Annotated in this window: 13 protein-coding genes; 4 read left to right on the top strand and 9 right to left on the bottom strand. The window is 69.1% G+C overall.

All coding sequences use genetic code 11. The annotated features are described in order from the left end of the window. Genes DV704_RS08640 through DV704_RS08625 form a run of 4 tightly spaced genes read right to left on the bottom strand, consistent with a single transcriptional unit; the run spans window position 1 to window position 2,726 of the window. Window positions 1-273, bottom strand: coding sequence for a hypothetical protein (locus tag DV704_RS08640; RefSeq protein WP_114799178.1), 273 nt, complete (start codon window positions 271-273; stop codon window positions 1-3). A gap of 46 nt (window positions 274-319) precedes the next feature. Then, window positions 320-1,216, bottom strand: a complete 897-nt coding sequence (locus DV704_RS08635; protein ID WP_114799177.1) for a complex I NDUFA9 subunit family protein — start codon at window positions 1,214-1,216, stop codon at window positions 320-322. 9 nt (window positions 1,217-1,225) lie between these two features. After that, the gene (locus DV704_RS08630; protein ID WP_114799176.1) at window positions 1,226-1,816 is read right to left on the bottom strand and encodes a Crp/Fnr family transcriptional regulator; all 591 of its coding nucleotides are present in this window, start codon (window positions 1,814-1,816) and stop codon (window positions 1,226-1,228) included. 28 nt (window positions 1,817-1,844) lie between these two features. Then, window positions 1,845-2,726 (bottom strand): MerR family transcriptional regulator, encoded by an 882-nt coding sequence (locus DV704_RS08625; protein WP_114799175.1) that lies wholly within the window; start codon window positions 2,724-2,726, stop codon window positions 1,845-1,847. A 92-nt stretch (window positions 2,727-2,818) separates the two neighbouring features. Between DV704_RS08625 and DV704_RS08620 the strand changes: the two genes are divergently transcribed. The 3 genes from DV704_RS08620 to DV704_RS08610 are packed head-to-tail and all read left to right on the top strand — an operon-like array spanning window position 2,819 to window position 5,884. Then, window positions 2,819-3,454, top strand: coding sequence for a class I SAM-dependent methyltransferase (locus DV704_RS08620; RefSeq protein ID WP_233498305.1), 636 nt, complete (start codon window positions 2,819-2,821; stop codon window positions 3,452-3,454). Window positions 3,455-3,500: 46 nt separating this feature from the next. Continuing rightward, window positions 3,501-4,328, top strand: coding sequence for a phytoene/squalene synthase family protein (locus DV704_RS08615; protein ID WP_114799173.1), 828 nt, complete (start codon window positions 3,501-3,503; stop codon window positions 4,326-4,328). Window positions 4,329-4,351: 23 nt separating this feature from the next. Beyond that, window positions 4,352-5,884, top strand: a complete 1,533-nt coding sequence (locus DV704_RS08610; protein ID WP_114799172.1) for an NAD(P)/FAD-dependent oxidoreductase — start codon at window positions 4,352-4,354, stop codon at window positions 5,882-5,884. Here DV704_RS08610 and DV704_RS08605 read toward each other — a convergent pair. The 4 genes from DV704_RS08605 to DV704_RS08590 are packed head-to-tail and all read right to left on the bottom strand — an operon-like array spanning window position 5,881 to window position 8,851. Beyond that, window positions 5,881-7,182: a cell wall metabolism sensor histidine kinase WalK gene (locus DV704_RS08605; RefSeq protein ID WP_114799171.1), complete on the bottom strand. Its 1,302-nt coding sequence runs from the start codon at window positions 7,180-7,182 to the stop codon at window positions 5,881-5,883. The genes DV704_RS08610 and DV704_RS08605 overlap by 4 nt on opposite strands. Then, window positions 7,179-7,835: a response regulator transcription factor gene (locus tag DV704_RS08600; RefSeq protein WP_114799170.1), complete on the bottom strand. Its 657-nt coding sequence runs from the start codon at window positions 7,833-7,835 to the stop codon at window positions 7,179-7,181. Before DV704_RS08600 ends, DV704_RS08605 begins: the two co-directional genes overlap by 4 nt. A 3-nt stretch (window positions 7,836-7,838) precedes the next feature. Continuing rightward, a complete protein-coding gene (locus tag DV704_RS12320; protein WP_233498304.1) occupies window positions 7,839-8,282 on the bottom strand; it encodes a PepSY domain-containing protein in 444 nt (147 codons plus the stop codon). 14 nt (window positions 8,283-8,296) lie between these two features. Continuing rightward, window positions 8,297-8,851, bottom strand: coding sequence for a hypothetical protein (locus DV704_RS08590; RefSeq protein ID WP_114799169.1), 555 nt, complete (start codon window positions 8,849-8,851; stop codon window positions 8,297-8,299). A gap of 159 nt (window positions 8,852-9,010) precedes the next feature. Here DV704_RS08590 and DV704_RS08585 point away from each other — a divergent pair, with 159 nt between their 5' ends. Beyond that, on the top strand, window positions 9,011-12,010 hold the full coding sequence (locus DV704_RS08585; protein ID WP_114799168.1) for an EAL domain-containing protein: 3,000 nt from the start codon (window positions 9,011-9,013) through the stop codon (window positions 12,008-12,010). Here the strand turns inward: DV704_RS08585 and DV704_RS08580 are convergent. Further along, window positions 11,994-13,220: a SufS family cysteine desulfurase gene (locus tag DV704_RS08580; protein ID WP_114799167.1), complete on the bottom strand. Its 1,227-nt coding sequence runs from the start codon at window positions 13,218-13,220 to the stop codon at window positions 11,994-11,996. The genes DV704_RS08585 and DV704_RS08580 overlap by 17 nt on opposite strands. Between the last annotated feature and the right edge of the window lie 5 nt (window positions 13,221-13,225).

Below are 13,225 nucleotides of genomic sequence, written 5' to 3'. Positions count from 1 at the left end.
CTACTCGGCGGCCCGTCGGTGGGAGCGGGTGGGCTCCAGGGCCCGCCGGCATTCCCGAAAAACATACAGGACCAGCACGGAAAAGGGAAGGTCCTCTTTCAGGGCCTGCTCCACGGCCACATAGCGGGCTGGGTCGGCGCGGCGCACCAGGGGGGCCAGCTCCTGCCAGAGCCTGTAGAGGCCCTCGCGGTTTTGGGGTGGGGTCTGCTCAAAGCGGAGGAGGGGGCTGGAAGGGCCGGGAAACCGCAGCAAAAGAGGACGGGGAGACTCCATCGGCCCCCAGGATAGCCCCCTCTGGCTTTTTCAACCGTATTCCAGACTATGCAGCCGGCTGGCGCCGGCGCTTCAGGATGACTGGCAGTTCTGCCTCCAGGCTGCGCTCCTCCAGGCTAAAGGCCTGGCGCATGTAGGTGGGGTTGGCCGTGTTGCCCAGCTTGAGCTGGCGGTACTGGTCAAGGGTGATGGGGCTGAAGGGGAGGGGAGAAAGGAGGGGCACCAGCAGGTCCATGAGGGCCAGGGGGATGGAAAGCAAGGGCTTGCGAGAGCCCAGGGCCTCGCGCACCAGCAGCAGGAGCTGGCGGAAGGTGTACTCCTTGGGCCCCACCAGGTTGTAGCTGCGGTAGAAGGTGGAGGGCCTCTCCAGAGCCTGGGCAAAGGCCGCGGCCACGTCGCCCACCCAGATGGGGCGAAAGGGGAAGCGCCCGTCGCCGATCAGGGGAATGAAGGGCAGGGGAGCGGTCACCAGCCCCCTTAGGATTTTGCCGAAGAACTCGTCCCCCTCGCCGAAGATGAGGCTGGGGCGCAGAACAGTCCAGTCCAGCCCGGATTGCTGCACCAGCTCCTCCCCCAGGGCCTTGGTCTCGAAGTAGCGGATGCCCGTGCCGCGGGTAGCGCCCAGGGCCGACATGTGCACGAAGCGTCGGATGCCCGCGCGCTGGGCCGCCACCAGCGCATGGCGCACCCCCTCCACATGCGCCTGGTGGAAGGTCTGGTCGCCCCGCTCGCGGATGATGCCCACCAGGTAGATGAGGGCCTCCTGGCCCCGCGCAGCCTCGTCCAGCCCCTCCCCCCGCGCCGCGTCGGCCACCACGTAGCGTACCTTCAGGGGGCCCTCACCGCGCCGGGAGGCCACCGTCACCTGGTGCCCTAGCTGCAGAAGGTGGCGGGCCAGGTGGGTGCCCACGTAGCCGCTGCCTCCTACGAGGAGGACCCTCATACCCCACCCTCAGACCGCTTGCAGCAGGCGATGTTCGGCCTCGAGCTCCAGGCGCTGGCGGTCCACCAGGTAGATTTTGCGGTAGCCGGTATCCAGCAGACCCTCCTGGCGCAGGTCGGAGAGCAGCTTGCTCACCGACTCGCGGGTGGAGGCGGTGGCGTCGGCGATCTCCTCGTGGCTGGCGGTGACGTACACCCCCCGCTCGTCCTGCCCCTGGGCCGCGGTACCCGCGAGATAGAGCAGGTAGCGGCAGATGCGGCTGCGCAGCTCGCCCCACTGCAGGTGGGTCTCGTAGGCCTGCACCTGCGCCATCTGGCAGGCCAGGTTGGCCGCCAGGGCCCGCAGGTCGTCGTTGGATAGGGCCCTTGGGTCAAGGGCGCAGGCGGCGGCCTCGGTCAGGGCCTCGGCGGTATAGCGGTACTGCCTTTCCGAGAGGGCCTCCTCGCCGAAGTAGTCCCCCGGCAGCACGTGCCGCAGGGTGAGCTGCCGCCCATCGGGCAGGATCTCTACGATCCGCACCAGGCCCCGCTCGAGCTGGTAGATGGCCTCGGCCCGGTCGCCGGCGCGGTAGATGACCTCTTTTCTGCGTACCCTCTTCATACGGCCTCCTTTAGTGCAAGAAGATGCCTCACCATAGCCCCTCCTCCCTAAGCGTCGCGGCCAGCCGCTCAGCCAGCTCCCGGGGGTTGTTGCCCAGGTAGCGAGCCCCCAGCCGCTCCACCAGGTGGGGGTGCTGGGCGGCGGCCGGCCCCCCAACCACCACCAGCGGGGCCAGGCCCTGCAGGGCCTTGGGGGGCAGGGATTCCAGGTACACCGATTGCGCCGCGGAGAGCACGATGGCCCGGGCCCCCGTGCGCTCGGCGAAGGAGCGCAGGTCGGAAAGAGGGGTGTTGGGGCCCAGGTAGTGCACAGTGTAGCCGGCCCGGCGCAGCAGCAGCGCAGCGATCAATCCCCCCAGCTCGTGCGGCTCGCCCGGCAGGGTGGAGACCACCACCACCGGCCCCAAAGAGCCCCCCATCAGGTTGAACAGCCCCTGCAGAGCGCCGCGCAGGTAGGTGCTGGCGAAGTGCTCCTGGGCGGTGCTGACCCGCCCAGCGTGCCAGCCGTCCCCGATTCGCTTGAGGCAGGGGGAGATGACCTCGAGGATCACCACCTCCAGAGGATGCAGCCGGTAGGCCTCGGAGAGGACCCGCTCGGCGCCTTCGGTATCGGCCCGCAGCAAGGCCTCCTCCAACTCCAGGGAAAGCCGCTCAGGGGGGCGGGGGCCCTCCTGCACCAGGCTCTCCAGGTAACGCCGCACGGCCTGGGCCGGGGTGATGCCCTCGGCGATCCACTCCTTGATCTGGCGCAGGGCCTCGAGGTCGGTCTCGCTGTAGAGGCGGTGTCCACCGGGCGAGCGCTCGGGCTTGGGGAAGCCGTAGCGCCGCTCCCACTGGCGCAAAAGGGCAGCAGAAAGCCCTGTGCGCTCCTCCACCTCAGCGATGCTGTAGACCCCTAGCTCCTTGCGCATGCTTCCTTCACCTTGCAGGTCATCCTAGCAGGCTGTATAACTTACGTCAAGATTTTGGGGATTGTATGGGTATGAGTTGTATAAGTTCGGGAATGGTTCCAGGGTGCTCGCGCTCGCTGGCCGCCTGGGTCAACCGCAGCTCCCTGACCGCCTGGGGGTACGAGCTCTGGCGGGTGCGGGCGCTCAGCCTGCTCTCGGGCCGCCCTTTTCCTCTGGAGGAGGAGCTGGCGCTGATGCGCCAGGCCGTGGCCCCGGTGGAGGGAGGGCTTTTCCTCGACCTGGGCTGCGCCACCGGCCTCTACGCGCGGGCCTTGCTGGCAGCGGGGGCGGCCCGGGTGTACGCCCTGGACTGCTCGCCGGCCATGCTTCGGGTGGCCCACCACAAGGCCCGCTCCTACGCTGGCTTTGTGCCCCTGCTGGCCTGCGCGGAGGCCATCCCCCTGCCCGACGAGGCCCTGGACGGGGTGGTGGTGGGGGGAAGCTGGAACGAGTTTGAGGAGCCCGGCAAGGTTGTGCAGGAGATGTACAGGGTGCTACGGCCTGGAGGGCGGCTTTGGGTGATGTTCGCCCACCGGAGCGAGGGCCCCTTGCAGCGGTTTTTGGAGCGAACCGGGCTGCGCTTTCCCACCCTCTCCGGGCTGCTCGAGCAGCTAGGGGAGGGGGGCTTCAGGGTGGAGGGAAGGCGGGAGAGGCTGGTGGGGTTTGTGGCAGGGACAAAAGTCACTTGACAGGCCGGTATTGGATGCTGAAGCCAGCTTTGAAAGGAGGCGCGGTATGAAACCCAACTGGCAGGCGGTATCGGCGGTCATCCGCCGCCACTCAGCGACCTTTTACTACGGCAGCCTGCTCTTTCGGGGCGAGGCCCGCAGGGGGGCCTGGGCGGTGTACGCCGCCTGCCGGGTTGGGGACGACGCGGTGGACGAGTCCCCCTACCCTGAGGCGGAGCTGGCCGCCTGGTGGGCGGGCATTGAGCGCGCTTACGCCGGGACCCCGTGGAAGGACTGGGAGGTAGCCTTGGCCTGGGCTTTGGAGCGCTGGCCCATTCCCAAGCAAGCTTTCGCCGATATGCGGGAGGGTTTCCAGACCGACCTGGGGCTGGTGCGGCTGGAGACTTTGGCTGAGCTTTACACCTACTGCTACCGGGTGGCCGGCACGGTGGGGCTGATGATAGCCCCTATTGGGGGGGCTGGCCCGGAGGGTCGGGAGGCGGCGGTTCGGCTGGGCCAGGCCATGCAGCTCACCAACTGCCTGCGCGATGTGGGAGAGGATTTGGGGCGGGGCCGGGTTTATCTGCCGGCCGAGCTCATGCGCAAGCACGGGGTGGCCTTAGAGGAGCTTTACCAGGGTCGGGTCACCCCCCGCTATGTCCGGCTGATGCGCGAGCTGGCCGAGGAGGCCCGGCGGCTTTACCGGGAGGGTTTGGCGGGGCTGGAGTATTTGCGCAACGGGCGGGGGGCGGTGGCCCTGGCGGCCTTGCAGTACCAGGGGATTCTGGACAAGCTCGAGCTTCTGGGCTGGGACAACCTCTCGCGCCGGGCCTCGCTTTCCCCCTACGAGCGGGCCCTACTTCTGCCCAAGGCCCTGTGGCTCCGGGGGGGCTAGCGCCGCGGGTATGATGCAGGCGTATGCCAGACTACGACGTGGCGGTGGTCGGGGCGGGGCACAACGCCTTGGTGGCGGCCGCTTACCTGGCCCGGGCGGGCTACAAGGTAGGGGTGTTTGAGCGGCGGGAGGTGGCAGGGGGCGCGGTCTCCACGGTGGACTACGCCGGGTTTCGCTTTGACCTAGGCGGCAGCGCCCACATCCTGATCCGCCTCACCCCGATCCCAGAGGAGCTGGAGCTTTACCGCTATGGGCTGGTGTACCTCGAGCTCGACCCCCTCTTCCACTGCTCGAATGGGGAGGAGAGCTGGTTCATCTGGCGCGACCCCGAGCGCACCATAGCCGAGCTGGAGGGGCGTTACCCTGGGGAGGGGGAGGCCTACCGGCGTTTTCTGGCCGACTGGCTGCCCTTTGCCCAGGCGGTGAAGGAGGTGTTCCTGAGCAGCCCGGGCCCGCTCGAGCTGGGGCGAAAGTTCCTCCTGGGCCAGGGCTTCATGCGCGACTGGCGGCGGCGGCTTGCCCAGATTCTGCGCCCTTATGGCGAGGTGGCGCGGGCCTACTTCCGCGAGGAGCGGGTGCGGGCCCCTTTGGTCTGGATGGCCGCGCAGTCCGGTCCACCCCCCACCGAGCCCCTCTCGGCCCCCTTCCTGCTCTGGCACCCCCTCTACCATGTGGGGGGCATCGCCCGCCCGCGGGGCGGTTCGGGGGGGCTGACCGCAGCCCTGGTGCGGGCCATCGAGGCCCGGGGAGGGGAGGTGCACCTGGGGCGTCCAGTGGCCCAGGTAGTGCTGGAGGGGGCCCGGGCGGTGGGGCTGCGCCTGGAAGGCGGGGAAGGGGTGAGCGCGCGGGCGGTGCTGGCCGGGGCCCACATCCTGAAGACCCTGGAGCTGCTGCCCTCCAGTCGGGTGCCGGAGGAGGCCCGGGGCCTGCGGGTGGGGAACGGGTTCGGTATGGTGCTGCGGCTGGGGCTTTCAGAGCCGTTGCGCTACCCCGCCCATCCGGGCCCGGAGGCCCGGGTGGGGCTGGGTCTGTTCATCACCGGGGAGGAGCAGCTCAGCCGGGCCTACGGCGAGTACCTGGCAGGGGAGCCCACGCGCGACCCTCCTCTTATCGCCATGAGCTTCAGCGCGGTGGATGAGAGCCTGGCTCCCCCGGGGGGGGAGACGCTTTGGCTCTGGGCCCAGTACTACCCCTATCGGCTGGCCCGGGGGAGCTGGGAGGAGCGGGCAGAGGAGGCCCGCGAGGCCATCCTGCGCAGCTTTGAGCGCTACGACCCCGAGATTCGTCAAAAGATTGTGGCCGAGCTGGTGCAGACCCCGCTTTGGCTCGAGCAGACCTTTGCCATGCCCATGGGCAACGTGATGCACCTGGAGATGGGCCCCGACCAGATGTTCCTATTGCGGCCCTGGCTGGGGGCGCACGGCTACCGTTTTCCCGGCATCCGGGGGCTTTACCTGACCGGGGCCAGCACCCACCCGGGCGGGGGCATCATGGGCGCCAGCGGGCGAAATGCAGCGCGGGCGCTGCTGGCCGACCTGAGCCGCCGCAGGCTCTAGTCTAGCGGCAGGCGGAACCCCACCCGGGCTCCCCCCTTCCTTCCCCGGGCCCAGACCTCCCCCCCGTGCCAGCGCACCACCGCTGCCACCAGGGCCAAACCGAGCCCGCTGCCCTCCAGGCTGTGGCGCCCCCGGTAGAACCGCTCGAAGAGCAGGCTCTCTGCGGCCTCCCCCAGGCCGGGCCCGGTGTCCCAGACCTCCAGGCAGGCCCCCCGCTCGGCCCAGACCCGCACCCCCACCTGGCCCTTCGGGGTAAACTTGAGCGCGTTCTCCAGCAGGGCCTGCAGGGCTGCCTTGAGGGCGGTGGCGTCTCCCCGGACGTACAGGGGGTTGGAAGGTAGCTCCAGGACCAGCTCCAGGCCCTTGGCTTCCAGGAGCGGGCGGATGGCCTCGGCCTGCTCGAAGGCCAGGGCGTCGAGCTCCAGCTGCTCGAAGCGGAGCCCCCCGGCCTCGGCCCGTGCCAGCAGGAGGAGTTTTTCCACCAGGGTCCTGAGCTCCTCGGCGCTGCGGCGGGCTTCGAGGACCGCTGGGCTTTCGGGCAGCTGCTCCAGCCGGCCTATCAGGATGGTAAGAGGGGTGCGGAGGGCGTGGGAGGCGTCCTGGCTGAAGCGCCGCTCTCGCTCGATGACCCTTTGCAGGGCGTCCAGCAGGTGGTTGACCGCCCGGCTTAGACGCCAGAGCTCATCTTTGCTGCGGGGCTCGGGCAGCCGGGCCTGCCAGTCGCGGTGCTCGGCCAGCCGGAGGGCGGCGCGGGTCAGGTGGTCGGCGGGGGCCAGGCCTTTGGCGCTCAGCCCGTACCCCAAGAGCAAGGCTAGCAGCACCGAAAGGGGCAGCAGACGCTGCAAAAGGCTGTCCAGGGAGGCCAGGGGGCCCGTCACCGCTTCCAGCGGTAAGGCGGCCAGCAGGTACAGCCCGGGCTCCACCGGCTCCCCCAGCAGGCGGTAGCCGTCCTGGTTGAAGTACCCCGCGGCCGGTCGGGCCAGCCGGGCCAGCACCGAGGGCGGGGGCAGGTGGCCCAGGGCGTCCCAGGTGCCCTGGGTCTCCACCAGCAACAGGGTAAGTTCGGGCAGCAGGTGGGGCAGCGCCTCCAGGCTTTGGTCAGGGCGGAGGCGAAACTGGCCGTCCTGGGGATCCCGCCCCACCAGCGGGCGGGCCAGGTCAAGGGCCGAGGCCAGTTCCTGGTCCAGCCGGGCCAGCAGGCGCTGTTCCAGGCCCAGCCGCAGCCAGGCTCCGGCTCCCAGGAGCACCAGGCCCACCAGCAGGGCCGAAAACAGGGTCAGGCGCAGCCGAAGGCTCATCCCAGAAAGCGGTACCCCAGGTTCCGCACCGTCTCGATGGCCTCGTCGGCCAGCTTGCGCCGGAGGTAGCGTATGTAGGTGTCCACCGTGCGGGGCTCAACGCAAGCCTCACCTGGCCAGCACTTTTCCAGCAGCACCTCGCGGGGGTAGTAGCCCTCCGGGTGAAGGGCCAGGAACTCGAGCAGGGCGTACTCCCGCCCGGAAAGCTGCACCGCTTTGCCCTCCCACCAGGCTCGGCGCAGCTCCAGGTCCAGCTCGAGCCGTCCCACCTTCAGGCGGTTGCTGGCCTCCCCCTTGGCCCGCCGCAGCAGAGCCCGCACCCGGGCCACCAATTCCCCGGTGTGGAAGGGCTTCACCACGTAGTCGTCCGCGCCGGCCTCGAGCCCCTCGACGCGCTGCTCGGGCGCATCCTTGGCGGTGAGGATAAGGACAGGGAGCTTACTGCCGGCCTGCCGCAGATGGCGCAGCAGCGCCAGCCCGTCCCCGTCGGGCAGGCCCAGGTCCAAGACCAGCAGGTCGTAGGGGAAGCTTTCCAAAAGCCCTTGGCCCTCCTGGGCCAGGTTCGCGACGTCGGTGGCCCAGCCCTGGGCCTGCAGCACTTCCTGCACCAGCTCTGCCACCCGCTTGTTGTCTTCGACCAGAAGAATCCTCATGGTTCAGGGGTTTCTTCGCAACACCCGGCCGCTTTGGGCATCCAGCCAGATTTCCTGGGGCCCGCCGCGGACCTCCCAGATCAAAAGGCCCTCCTTGGGCTTAAGCTCCAGCTTCTCCACCTGGGGCACCAGGGTTCTGGCCAGGCTTAGAGCCTGCTGGAAAGGCAGGTGGGGCCGGCGGGCGTGGGGGGGAATGGGGCGAGGGCGCAGGTAGTTGACCCGGCCATTCTGGGCGTCCACCCAGACCTCAAACCCCCCCAGGCGGAACTCCCAGACCAGCCAGCCCTCCCTCCTTTTGTACTTGAGTTCGGCCTTGTAGGGTTCTGGGCGCTGTTCTAAGTAGCGCTGGGCCACCTCGAGGGCCTGCTCCAGGCCCAGCCTCCCCCCCGGGGGGCCGGGGAGGAGGGGCTGGGTGAGCGCCAGGAGCAGGAGGCCAACAGGGAGCATAGCAGCAGTCTATCCTAGAAGCCGCGGTCGGCCCGGATTACATCGAGTCCGGCATCGGCCAGCTTGCGGGCAACATCGGGTCGGGTGCTCTGCAGGGTCCTGGCCGCCATCAGTAGGCTCTGCACCGCGGGGTTGTTGTTGCGGTAGTAGCCGAGCTCGGCCTCGAGCCGGCCTATCCGATCCTGGGCGCGGTAGATTTCGCTGTACTCCCAGCCGGCGCGGGGGCCTCTTTTCGTTGGCATCCAGACGTAGTTGAGCCTCAGGGCTGCCTCGTACACCTTCTTGGCCGCATCGGCGCGCTCGCGGGCGGCGAAGAGGTTGCCGGACTGCATCTCGCTTTGGGCCTGGCTGAGCAGGGCGTCGGCCTGGGCCAGCCACTCGGGGCGCTGGGCCAAATTCAGGTTTTGCAGGTAGGCCCTGGCGGCCTGGGCCTTGGCCACTTCCTGGGCGGCCTGCTGGGTCAGGCGCCAGGTCCGGTGCTGCTCGAAGGGCATGGTGGGCGTTTGCGGGGTGGGCTGGGCCAGGGCCAGACCTAGAAGAAGGGGAATCCAGATAAGCTTCGTCTTCATCGCTTTCCTCCTTTTCCGCCCCGGGGTTTTCCCAGGGCTGGGGGAAGGGTAGCAAGCGAAGGTGGGAGGGAGGTTGGAGTCAAAAGTCACATCCCTCCCGGGGGTGGGGTCTTACCATCGGGGCTATGGAGGCGTCTGTAAGGGCGAGGCTTTAGAAGGATGGGGGATGGTCGCAGTCCGGTCTTGTGCAGGGAGCCCCTGAAGCGCCTTCTTGCCCGCGTGGGGGACCCCCAGCTCCTCAGGGCGCTGTTGGAGGCGGCCCTGGAGGGCGGCCTGGAGGCAATGCTGGCCCGGCTGGCCCGGGGGCTTGGGGTGCAGTGGGCCTGCCTGTACCGCCGGAATCCTCACCCTGTGCCGCTGGTCGTGTGGGCCGAGGAGGGGGTGGAGGGGCCCCTGGGGCTCGGCGCTGATGAGCTGCGACGGGCGGGCTTTTTGAGCTGGCTCGAGGCCCCGCTTGGGCCCCGGGGAGGACTCCTGATGGCCGACCGGCGGTCACGGACCTGGCGGCCTGGGGAAGAGGCCTTCTTCTGCTTGGCCGGCCGGATTTTGGAGGGGCGGCTGGAGGCCGGGGAGAAGCTGGAGACCCTGGAGCGCTTTGTTCAGGAACAGCTCGAGCTCTTGCTCAAGCTGAGCCGCGACCTCTCTGGTCCTATCGATGTTGCCACGGCCATCCGGCGCTCTGTGGAGATTGTGGCCGAGGCTTTTGGCTACAACCTGGTCTCCATCTATTTGCGCCAGGGCGACGAGCTGGTTTTGCAGCACCAGGTGGGCTACGCCCAGTGGCTGGAGCGGGTGCCCATCGGCAAGGGCGTCATGGCCCGCTGTGTGCTTTCCGGCCAGCCGGTGCTGGTTGAAGACGCTGCGCAGGACCCAGACTTCGTCTACCCCATGCCGGGGATTCTCTCCGACGTGGCCATCCCCCTCAGGGTGGGGGGGCAGACCATCGGGGTGCTCAACGTGGAGAGCACCACCCGCCGGCTGGGCCCCGCCGACCTGGAGATTCTGCAGGCGGTGGGCAGCGGGGTGAGCCTCTTTCTGGAGCGCACCCTGGCCGCTCGCCGCCTGGCCTCGGCCCAGGCCGACAACCTGCGCCTGCGCCTTCAGACCTCGGCCCAGGCCCGCCGCCTGGAGCTGCTTTATGCCCTTTCGCGCAAGCTGCTGTCGGTCCAGTTGGCCGAGGAGGCCGTGCGGTACTTCGTGGATGAGCTCTACGAGAGCTTCGGCTACGCTTTGGTGGCAGCCTATTTCCAGGAGGGTAAGGTCCTGGTGGCCCGGCACCACCGGGGCTACCCCCTGGGCTACTCCCGAATCCCTTTAGGCCAGGGCCTGACCAGCCGCTGCTTCCTCTCGGGGGAGTCCATCCTGCTCCAGGACCCCTTGCAGGACCCGGCGTTTTTGGTGGTGAGCGACCGGGTCTGCTCGGCCCTCTTTGTGCCGATCCGCTTAGGGGGCCGGGTGGTGGGCACGGTGAACGTGGAGGAGGAGCGCCGCTTGGACGAGGCCGATCTGGAGCTGGTCGAGGGGGCCACGGCGCTGCTGCAGGCCACCCTCGAGCGCATCCAGACCCACGCCACCCTAGCCCAAAGCGAGCAGCGCTTTCGCGCCCTGGTCGAGCACCTGCCGGTGGGGGTCTTTCTCTTCGAGCTGGATGCTTTGGGCATTCGCTACGCCAACCCCCGGATGGAGGAGCTTTTGGGGGGGAGGCTGGAGGGGCTCTCGCTGGAGCAGCTTTGGGTGGGGGAGAACGTGGCCCGCAACCTGGCCCGGGTCGAGGCCCTGCGCCGAGGTCTGCCTGAGCTGCCCTGGGTAGAGCAGCCCCTCCACCGGATGGACGGGAGCCTGCTGGAGGCCGAGACCACCGCCCTGGCCCTGCCCCAGGAGGGGCTGGCGCTGGCCATGGTGCAGGACATCTCCGAGCGCAAAAGGGCCCGCCAGCAGGTGGAGTACCTGGCCTACCACGACCCCCTGACCGGGCTGCTCAACCGCGCCGGCTTAGCGCAAAAAGCTGGGGCCTTCCTCCAGCCCGGCCAGCGGGCCACCCTGCTCTACCTGGACCTGAACGAGACCAAGATGGTCAACGACGCCTACGGCCACCCTGCGGGCGACCAGCTCATCCAGCAGGTGGCCGAGCGGCTCCGCCGGCTCGCGCCAGGGGGCCTGGTGGCCCGGGTGGGGGGGGACGAGTTCGTGGTGTTGCTGGGGGGCTGGCTGGAGGAGGGGGAGCTTTTGCGCCTACTTCAGGGCATCCTCGAGGCTCCTTTTTGGGTGGCGGAGCGGGTCTTGCACCTGAGCCTGGGTGCGGGCTCGGCCTACTATCCCCTGCACGGGGAAAGCCTGGCCGAGCTGATGCGGGCGGCGGATGTGGCCATGTACCAGGCCAAGCGCACGGGGCAGCTTTGGGTGGGGTATACCCCCCTGCTGGACCAGGACGCCGGGCTGCGCTTAGAAGCCCTCCAGCGGCTGCGCGCGGCCGTGGGGCAGGGGCAGATAGCCCCCCATTTCCAGCCCATAGTGTGGCTGGAGGACGGGCGCTGGTGGGGGCTCGAGGCCCTGGCCCGCTGGGAGGGGGGAGCGCCGGAGCAGTTCATCCCTTTGGCCGAGGAGGCCGGGCTCATTCAGCGCCTCGACCGGTTGATGATTCGCCAGGCCCTAGGGGCGGTTCGTGTGCCGCTGCGGCTGGCCCTCAACCTCTCGCCCAAGACCCTGCTGGACGACCGGTTTTTGCCCTGGCTGCGCCGTTTCCGTTTCAGAAGGGGCCAGCTCTGGCTCGAGGTCACCGAGCGCGTGCTTTTGGACGACCCCGAACGGGTGCGCAAGCGGCTGGCGGCCCTGCGGGCCCGGGGGGTTCGGATAGCCCTGGACGACTTCGGCAGCGGCTACTCCTCGCTTGCCTATCTGAGCGAGCTGCCCATAGACCTGATAAAAATCGACCGGCGCTTCGTCCAGCGCATCGGCGAGAGCCGCAAGGCCGAGGCCTTGCTGCACAGCGTCATTACCCTTGCCCGTAATCTGGGGCTTCTGTGCCTGGCCGAGGGCATAGAGCGCCCAGAGCAGGCGGCCTGGCTTCGGGAGGCAGGCTGCGCCTTGGGGCAGGGCTACTGGTTTGGGCGCCCGCAGCCCCCCTCAGAGCTACTGCGGACCTTCAAAACCAGCCCCTGAAGAAGGCCCGCACCTCCTTTAGGGCCTCGATGAAGCGGTCCACCTCCTCCTGGGTGGTGTAGAGGTAGAAGCTGGCCCGCACGGTGGCGGGTACCCCCAGGCGGCGGTGCAGCGGCTGGGCGCAGTGGTGGCCGGCCCGCACTGCGATGCCGTGCTGGTCCAGCACGGTGGCCACGTCATGGGCGTGCACCCCTTTCAGTACGAAGGGCACCACCCCGCTGCGCGCCACGCCTTTGGGGCCAAAGGTGCGCACCTCCGGCAGCTCTTCCTCCAGGCGCTTCAGGGCGTGGTGGAGCAGGGCCTGCTCGTGCTGCCAGATGTTTTCCAGCCCCTGTTCTAGCAGGTACTCCGCCGCTGCCGCCAGCCCGATGGCCTCGGCCACCGGCGGGGTGCCGGCCTCGAAACGAGCCGGGGGGGCGGCGTAGGTGGAGCGGTCTACGTAAACCTCCTCGATCATCCCCCCACCCCCCAGGAAGGGGCCCAGCCCCTCCAGCACCTCTCTCCGCCCCCAGAGCACCCCGATTCCCGTGGGCCCCAGCATCTTGTGGCCGGAGAAGGCGTAGAAGTCGGCCCCCAGCTCCCGCACCCGCACGGGCTTGTGGGGGGCGGCCTGGGCCCCGTCCACCACCACCAGCGCCCCCACGGCCTTGGCCGCGCGGGCCACCTCGGCCACCGGGTTGACCGTGCCCAGCACGTTGGAGACGTGGGTGAGGCTCACCACCCGCACCCGCTCGTCGAGGAGCTGGGCCAGGGCTTCCAACTCCAGCACCCCCTCGTCGGGCCGCAGGGGGATGGCCCGGATGGCAGCGCCGGTGTGCTCGGCCACCAGGTGCCAGGGGACCAGGTTGGCGTGGTGCTCCATCTCGGTGAGCAGGATCACATCCCCCCGGCGCAGGTGGCGCAGGCCCCAGGCATAGGCCACCAGGTTCAGGGCCTCGGTGGTGTTGCGCACGAAGATGATCTCGTGGGGCTCGGCCCCGATGAAGCGGGCCAGGGTGCGGCGGGCATTTTCGTAGGCTTCGCTGGCCTGGGCTGAGAGGGCATAAGCACCCCGGTGGATGCTGGCGTTCTGCTCGCGGTAGTAGCGCTCGATGGCCTCGATGACCCGCTGGGGCTTCTGGCTGGTTGCGGCGGAGTTGAGGTAGACCAGATGGGGATGGCGGGCCAGGAGGGGGAAGTCTTGGCGGAGGGTTTCAGCAAGGTGGGTCATAGCCC

This window comes from Meiothermus sp. QL-1, assembly GCF_003351145.1.
In the GTDB taxonomy this organism is placed as follows: Bacteria; Deinococcota; Deinococci; order Deinococcales; family Thermaceae; genus Meiothermus.
This window is presented reverse-complemented; position numbering and strand designations above follow the sequence as displayed.

Coding starts and splice junctions, on each gene's coding strand:
- DV704_RS08640 (WP_114799178.1), bottom strand. CDS start 273: ATGGAGTCTCCCCGTCCTCTTTTGCTGCGGTTTCCCGGCCCTTCCAGC.
- DV704_RS08635 (WP_114799177.1), bottom strand. CDS start 1,216: ATGAGGGTCCTCCTCGTAGGAGGCAGCGGCTACGTGGGCACCCACCTG.
- DV704_RS08630 (WP_114799176.1), bottom strand. CDS start 1,816: ATGAAGAGGGTACGCAGAAAAGAGGTCATCTACCGCGCCGGCGACCGG.
- DV704_RS08625 (WP_114799175.1), bottom strand. CDS start 2,726: ATGCGCAAGGAGCTAGGGGTCTACAGCATCGCTGAGGTGGAGGAGCGC.
- DV704_RS08620 (WP_233498305.1), top strand. CDS start 2,819: ATGGTTCCAGGGTGCTCGCGCTCGCTGGCCGCCTGGGTCAACCGCAGC.
- DV704_RS08615 (WP_114799173.1), top strand. CDS start 3,501: ATGAAACCCAACTGGCAGGCGGTATCGGCGGTCATCCGCCGCCACTCA.
- DV704_RS08610 (WP_114799172.1), top strand. CDS start 4,352: ATGCCAGACTACGACGTGGCGGTGGTCGGGGCGGGGCACAACGCCTTG.
- DV704_RS08605 (WP_114799171.1), bottom strand. CDS start 7,182: ATGAGCCTTCGGCTGCGCCTGACCCTGTTTTCGGCCCTGCTGGTGGGC.
- DV704_RS08600 (WP_114799170.1), bottom strand. CDS start 7,835: ATGAGGATTCTTCTGGTCGAAGACAACAAGCGGGTGGCAGAGCTGGTG.
- DV704_RS12320 (WP_233498304.1), bottom strand. CDS start 8,282: ATGCTCCCTGTTGGCCTCCTGCTCCTGGCGCTCACCCAGCCCCTCCTC.
- DV704_RS08590 (WP_114799169.1), bottom strand. CDS start 8,851: ATGAAGACGAAGCTTATCTGGATTCCCCTTCTTCTAGGTCTGGCCCTG.
- DV704_RS08585 (WP_114799168.1), top strand. CDS start 9,011: ATGGGGGATGGTCGCAGTCCGGTCTTGTGCAGGGAGCCCCTGAAGCGC.
- DV704_RS08580 (WP_114799167.1), bottom strand. CDS start 13,220: ATGACCCACCTTGCTGAAACCCTCCGCCAAGACTTCCCCCTCCTGGCC.